Raw genomic sequence first — 6,568 nt, forward strand, 5'->3', positions numbered from 1 at the left:
CACCGGGAGCATCGTTGGCCGTATTGACCATGAAGCTCATGGTTTGAGTCCATTTATCGCTGGTGAGGAAACCATCGAAGGCGCGCGCCCGCCAGTAGTAGGTCTGGTTCTCCGTCAGTGTCACCGGAACAGTCCAACTGGTGACAGCGGCTGTCTCGATGACACCGGCTGCCCGGCTGACGAGGCTGGTCAGGGCAGCATCGGCATAGACCTCAAACTCGTAGGTCAGGGTGTCGTGGTCAAGGTCGGCGGCATTGTGCACCGACAAGGTCGGGCTGTATTGATTCACCCCTGCCCCATCGGAGGGATTGGCCGGTGTGGGAGTCGTGGGCGGATCGTTGACGGTATTGGCAAAGAAGCTGATGGTCTCAGACCAGGCACTTTCCGCTGCCCCGTCGCTTGCCTTGGCGCGAAGGTAATAACGGGTGTTGTCAGAAAGACCGCTCAGGTTCCAGGTGGTGCTCCCCTCCCCTTGGGTGATGCTGCCTGAGCGAATGATACCGGGCGAATCGAAGGTCGGTACCGTATCCGCTTCGAAGAAATATGTAAGGGTTGGCGAATCGGGATCGGTGCTGTTGGCGATCGCCACATGGGTTGTCAAAGCTGCCACAGTCGAGCCGTTGAGGGGTGCCGTGACGACCGGCGTTGTCGGGGCGTCATTGGCGGTATTCACCTGGAAGCGGGCGGTTTGTGACCAGGGTCCTTCCATCTGCCAGTCGTCGGCCTGTGCTCGCCAGTAGTAAATCTCATTTTCCTGAAGAGCCACCGGTACCGTCCAGGATGTGGTTCCTGTGCCCGGGGCGACCCCGGTGGTCGTGGCGATGATGTTGGTAAAAGCCTGATCCAGTGCAACATGGAAGTTATAGGTCAGACTGGCGCTGTCGGGATCGGACGCATTGTTGACGGTCAGGGTCGGACCGAAGAAGGCCACGGCGGTACCGTCGGCAGGGGCCGCGATGGTGGGCGCCGTGGGCGGATCGTTGGCGGTGTTGACCCGGAAGGAGGCGGTCGCCATCCATGGGCCGTACAGCTTGCCGTCATAGGCCCTGGCCCGCCAGTAGTAGGTCTGGTTTTCGGTGAGGGATACGGCAGTTGTCCATGAAGTGACGCCGGTTCCTTCCGAAACGGTTCCGGAAGCGGCGATCAGGCTGGTGAGGCCGCTATCCCCGTAAAGCTCGACTGGTAGGTCACCTTGTCATCATTGGGATCGGCGGCATTGTTCACCGACAGCTGCGGTGCAAAGGTTGCCACATCGGAACCCTCTGCAGGTCCGGCAAGGGCGGGGGCCGATGGTGCGCCTTCAACACGGAAATAGGTACCCCCGATTGTTTCTTCTACGCCATTGATGGTACCACGAAGAATGACGAGGTAATCCTTGGCAGAGAGGCTGGCGGTATCGATCTGGCCGGTGAAGGCATAGGAAGCCCCCATCGTCAAGGCGGTCTCATAGGATAGGGTATTGTAGACGTTCTGGTTGGCAGTATGGACGATAAGCACTTTTACGGTAACCGTTGCCAGGTCGGTATTGCCCTTGTTGGTCAGGTTGCCAGTGATAGTAATTTGCTCGCCCGCCATGACGCTCTGTTTGTCCGCTGTCACTTGCCCGGCAAGAGCAGCCGAAGGAGTTGGTCCGGTGATAGTGACCGCCTGTGATGCACTGGCAATGACAACACCCAGTGAGTCCTTCACCTCTGTAATTACCGGGTAGCTTCCGGGCGCCAACGTTGCAGTGTTCCAGTAGTTCCTGATTTCGATCTGCTGTCCGCTGGCAAGAGACGGTATGGCTTTCGTGGATGAGAAGAGGGTTTGGCCATTGCCATTTAGGATGCTGGTTGTGGCAATCGCATCGCTGTAGATATAGTTGGGGCTGTTGCCGGTAACGGTAATAGTGAGTGCAACCTGCTCGTTTGCACCGTAGGAGACTTTATCCACGGTAACTTTAATATCGGCGGTTTTAACCGGGGTGATGGAGATGGGCACCGATGCCTTGGCGACAATGCGGCTGCTTTCTTTTATCCGGACAGTCAAGATATAGGGGCCGGCATAGGTGGTCCCGGTATTCCAGGGTATAGAGAAAGCCTGGGTCGCATTTGCAGCAAGGACTATCGTCGTTTCCGGCACAGTGGCTGCCGTTGCCCCCTTGTCGTCCACCACCTGAAGGTCATAGGCGAGTGAACGGGCAACGCCGCTTTGTTCGGCAAGGGTAACGGTAGCATTTACCGGTTCGTTGGCGCTGTAGCTGGCCTTATCGGTGATAAGGCGACGGTCAATCCTGCCGGGACAATGGATACAGTGCGGGGTGCCTGATTATTGGTTTCGTCACTTTCGGTAATGGCGTTATCGGGATCTATATTGACATAGAGGGTATGGCTGCCGGTAAGGCCAATGGTATCAAGGGTAAAGGAGACGTTTGCACTGCTCCCGTTGGCAAGTACCTGAGGTATTGTCGTCTCCCCACGCCTGATGCCCCCTGCCGCAGGGTTACCGTCGTAGACGGCTACCTTGATATTGCCGGTCTGGCTGCCCCGGTTGAGGATGCTGGCTATCAAGGTCAGAGTATCACCTTCCCGTGGTGATACCGGGGTAATGACTATATCTTCGGCTTTTAGCTGCAAGTCTGGTTTGTCAGCGGCGTTTACCACCACTTCGCGGATAGCAGTATTGTTCCCTTCGTTGGATTCGACTATTGCCCCACTAGGGTCTGCCACAGCATAAAGGTAATTGGTACACTAGCGCCAAGGGTATTCCAGCTTATGGTTGTCGTTGCAGAACCACCGGCAACGATGGAAGGAATTGTCCGTTCGCCGACTAGCGTACCTCCCGATGCAGGATTGCCTTTGTAGAGGCGCAGCAGGATGTTTTCAGCAGACAGGGTTCCAGGGTTTCTGACAGCTATTGCAACATCTGCACATTCCCTTCATAGATAATGGGACGGACTGCCACATCTTCAGGAAGGATGCTTAGATCGGGCTGGCCATTGGTGATATAGGTAGCCACAAAGGCACTGTTGTTGGCCTTGTCGCATTCGGCTACCGTATTGTCGGGGTCGGCAACGACGTAAATGGTGTGGTTTCTCTCCCTGGGTGCGTTCCAGACAATGGACGCGTCTTCGAAATCGCCAGGGTTGAGGGTTTTGGTGGTAATGGCGGTGCCGATCAGCGCCCCGCCATTGGCCGGGTCACCGTCGTAAAAGGCAGTTTTGATACCAGGATCAACTGCTTTGGCACCGCCGTTGCCGATGCGGGTGGTGACGGTAACGGATGCTGGGTAATTGCCCATGTCCGCACGGATGAAGGATGCTGAGAGGTCAGCAGCGACATAGGGATTACCGGTTGAAGTGCCGACAGGTACCTGGCAACGGTAGTTGTTGTTCAGAAGCCAGCTTGGAGCCTCATATTGTGGAATCGAGCCGTCATCGTTGATATTGGTGACATGGTAATCCAGCTGGTTCCAGGTGCGGCGTGTATTCTGCCAGTCATTGTTCTTGGCCCCATAGACTTTGATCCAGTGTTCAGCTGCACTATAACTGTCAGAGGGGTAGAAGTTTTGTCCTGCTACCACCATCTCGGCATGACTGTCTCCGTCAACATCGGCGACAACAACTCCTAGATAACTATTACCGTAGGGATTATTTTCTATCTGCCCGACTCTCTGCTCAAAAAGCAGGGTTCCTGCTTTGCCGTCAAAGACCCGCAGATATTGATCACTATAGATCATTACTTCCGGATGGCCATCCCCATTGAGATCAAAAACGGTTGCAGCAGGATATATGCTATCGAGAATAATTCTTGGTGTTGAAAGCGTCAGTTTCAACCGTCCATTTTTATCGATGATGAAGTAGTGGGTATTGCCTTTGATGCCGATCTCCAACTCTCCGTCACCATCAAAATCGGCTACCGTTGGAACACTGGCGTAGTTGCCATACCATCCTTCCCAGCTCGACACACTCACTGGCCCCCACTTGATCTGCCCGGTATGGTCAAGCAGGTACAGCTTTGAACCATCCAATCCGCTGAGGACGACTATTTCCGGGTAAGGATCGTCGTCAAAATTAGCAATAACGGGTACTCCATCCCTTATGGCGGGATTATACCATTTAACGGAACTATCGGTATTATAGGCTGTATTGCCGGTAACTACTTCCTGCTTGCCGTCCATATCCAGGTCTGCCACAACTGAGTCACCCATAGCACCGTTGACCCCATCGCCATGGCCGAATAGTCCCGATGAACGGATCGATCCATCTCCATTGACGATTGTTGCACCGACAACAATTACAGGTTGCCCGTTGCCGTCAATGTCTGCAACTTTAGGAACCCTGTTATAGTAGAGATCAACACTTACATTATGGGAAACTATCCACGGTTGAACAGTAGCCGTATTATCCCATAACAGCCGGCCATCGTTGCTGAAGCTCAACAAACCTGAATAAGCACCCATCAAAACTAGTTCCGGCTTATGATCATTGTTGATGTCACCGGCCGCAAGATATGTTCCAGCTGCAAAAGCATTGGTGAAATCGCGGGTTACGGAAAAACGCTCGGCTCCTGTCTTGCCATTCAAAGCCTTTAACTGGGCCTGTGTCACAAACACTACCGAAGGAATATCTTGCTCATCCATCTTACCATCGCCGTTATCATCGGTAAGACCGATTACCGTTGGTGGCGGGATCTGGAGGTTGTTAGCAACTGTTCTCCCTCCCCGCCACTGCCATTTCAACACCGGCTCAATCGGATTAACCGGCCGCGTTTCGCAGGCAGAGCCTTTGCGAATGGTGTTGTTCACTTCAACCTGCTCGGCCACTGTCTGAAGGCTGTCCACCATGGCGTAAATGGGCGCATCGCGGAAGGTGAGTGTCCCGTTGAGCATGATATTGACGATACCAACCATGCTCGGATTCATAGACGCCGTGTAGCCCCAGTTACCGAGGGCTACATCGGCCCCTTCCGTATAAAAGCCGTCGCCATCCTTATCCTCGAAGAGAGTAATGCGGAACGGCGTGGTGATCTTGTCATCGCCCTTGTTCTGGAATTTCACCTTTGCGAGACCCGAAATGTGGAGGCTCTGTGGATCGGTGGTTGCTGCCGAGAGATTGAACTCCAGGGGAACCAGATCGGGGCCGGCGGCCTCGGCGGAGGTTTTGACGAGCAGTGAACGGATGGCCAGGTTATTGTCCTCGGACAGTTCCACCACCTTGTTTTCTGGATCGCAGACGGCATAGAAGCGGTAAGTGCCTCGGGCCGCGGTGAAGGGATAAGTGATGGTCTGGATGGCATCGCCTGCAAGATCTGCAATGACGAAGGTTTGCAGAAGCGTGCCACCATTGTTGGGATCACCGTTGTAGAGGTTGACGTTGAATGGCCCGGTGGCATGATGCCGCGATTCTGAATGGTGAGTTTAACCGTGGCCGGATCGCCATCCATGGGGTGCTCGGGTTCAATGAGGATATCGGAGGCGGAGATTTCGATGTCCACCATGTCGGCCATAACAGTCAGGGATTGGCTGTTGTTGGTTTCGTCCCGCTCTGAAACAACATTGTTCCTGTCCAGGTAGGCATGCAGCGTGTGGATGCCTGCCGGCATTTGCCATGGTACGCTAACGGTCCGGGTTTCGCCGGTGCTCAGGGTGATGGTGGATTTGTGCAGGAGAATACCGCCGGTGCTCGGATTGCCATCGAAGAGTTCCAGATCGGCGGTGGTGGTTTCAGCACCAGGTTTCTGGCAAGGAGCGTGACGGTGACGTTGTCGCCGGCGTGCGGGCGCGTCGGGTTGAGCTGAATGCCGTTCATGGGGATGCTGAGGTCGAAGAAGCTGGCGGCTGCCGCACTGACGGTTATGGTCTTACTGCTGCTGTTGTTGGCGGTGATCAGCTCGTTGACAGCATGTTGCGGGTCTACAACAAGATAGAGAGTGCGGCTTCCTTCGGCGGCAAAGCTGAAAGTAACGGTGCCGGTTCCCCATTCGCCGCCGCCAATTCCCGGCAGAGTGAAAGATCCGAGCTTAACACCGCCACTATTCGGGTCGCCATCATACAAGTCGGCACTGAACGCACCGGCAGCGCTTTCCCCCATGTTGGCAATGGCGGCGGTCAGGGTTATGGTGTCACCCGGTTTGGGATAGGCCGGGGAAATGGTCAGGTTTTCAGGGAGGACGGCAAGATCTGCCGGGGCTTTGGCCCAGATGCGGCTGGTGGCAGTGTTATTGGCTTTGTTGCTTTCATCGATGGCATTGGCCGGATCGACGATGACTGACAGGACATGTTCACCGGCAGGATCGATCGCAGATATGGCAAACACGGCCTGTGCCGTGCCGCCGGGACCGACAACGGCAATGGTCTGGTCGCTGATTGCTGTGCCGTTATCAAGAAGGCGCACGACAACATTGGCGGCTCCTTCCAGGCCGGTGTTATGGACCGTGGCTGTAGCGGTAATGGCTTGCCCTACCACAGGAGCCGGAGGGGACACGGCAATGTCGGTAGCGGCAATGACAAGCTCAGGTTTTACCAGTGCCAGGGCTCGAATGGCCAGGGCTGTCGAATAAGGGTCGTCATTCCAGGAGCCGTTGGCGGA

6 protein-coding genes and 2 pseudogenes are annotated in these 6,568 nt (G+C 55.2%); 1 reads left to right on the plus strand and 7 read right to left on the minus strand.

Annotated features, from left to right (window positions below):
* The 6 genes and pseudogenes from JCM15764_RS20475 to JCM15764_RS29015 all read right to left on the minus strand — a co-directional run.
* Window positions 1-1,015: pseudogene (locus JCM15764_RS20475) on the minus strand (carboxypeptidase regulatory-like domain-containing protein); the annotation flags it as partial.
* Window positions 1,016-1,143: 128 nt separating this feature from the next.
* Window positions 1,144-2,154, minus strand: a complete 1,011-nt coding sequence (locus tag JCM15764_RS20480; RefSeq protein ID WP_054698782.1) for a COG1361 family protein — start codon at window positions 2,152-2,154, stop codon at window positions 1,144-1,146.
* A gap of 62 nt (window positions 2,155-2,216) precedes the next feature.
* The gene (locus tag JCM15764_RS20485) at window positions 2,217-2,708 is read right to left on the minus strand and encodes a CARDB domain-containing protein (protein WP_243689523.1); all 492 of its coding nucleotides are present in this window, start codon (window positions 2,706-2,708) and stop codon (window positions 2,217-2,219) included.
* Window positions 2,684-2,896: a hypothetical protein gene (locus JCM15764_RS29010; RefSeq protein WP_369412397.1), complete on the minus strand. Its 213-nt coding sequence runs from the start codon at window positions 2,894-2,896 to the stop codon at window positions 2,684-2,686. Before JCM15764_RS29010 ends, JCM15764_RS20485 begins: the two co-directional genes overlap by 25 nt.
* Entirely contained in the window at window positions 2,893-5,193 is a 2,301-nt protein-coding gene (locus JCM15764_RS20490; protein WP_054698786.1) for an FG-GAP-like repeat-containing protein, read from the minus strand. The genes JCM15764_RS29010 and JCM15764_RS20490 overlap by 4 nt, the downstream gene beginning before the upstream one ends.
* A 30-nt stretch (window positions 5,194-5,223) precedes the next feature.
* A pseudogene (locus tag JCM15764_RS29015) lies at window positions 5,224-5,310 on the minus strand (hypothetical protein); the annotation flags it as partial.
* 47 nt (window positions 5,311-5,357) lie between these two features.
* Here JCM15764_RS29015 and JCM15764_RS25525 point away from each other — a divergent pair.
* Entirely contained in the window at window positions 5,358-5,528 is a 171-nt protein-coding gene (locus JCM15764_RS25525) for a hypothetical protein (protein ID WP_243689524.1), read from the plus strand.
* A 92-nt stretch (window positions 5,529-5,620) separates the two neighbouring features.
* On the opposite strand, the gene JCM15764_RS20495 is transcribed toward JCM15764_RS25525, so the two are convergent.
* On the minus strand, window positions 5,621-6,568 hold a 948-nt coding region (locus tag JCM15764_RS20495; protein WP_243689525.1), incomplete at its 5' end, for a CARDB domain-containing protein.

The organism is Geotalea toluenoxydans JCM 15764 (genome assembly GCF_001311985.1).
In the GTDB taxonomy this organism is placed as follows: domain Bacteria; phylum Desulfobacterota; class Desulfuromonadia; order Geobacterales; family Geobacteraceae; genus Geotalea; species Geotalea toluenoxydans.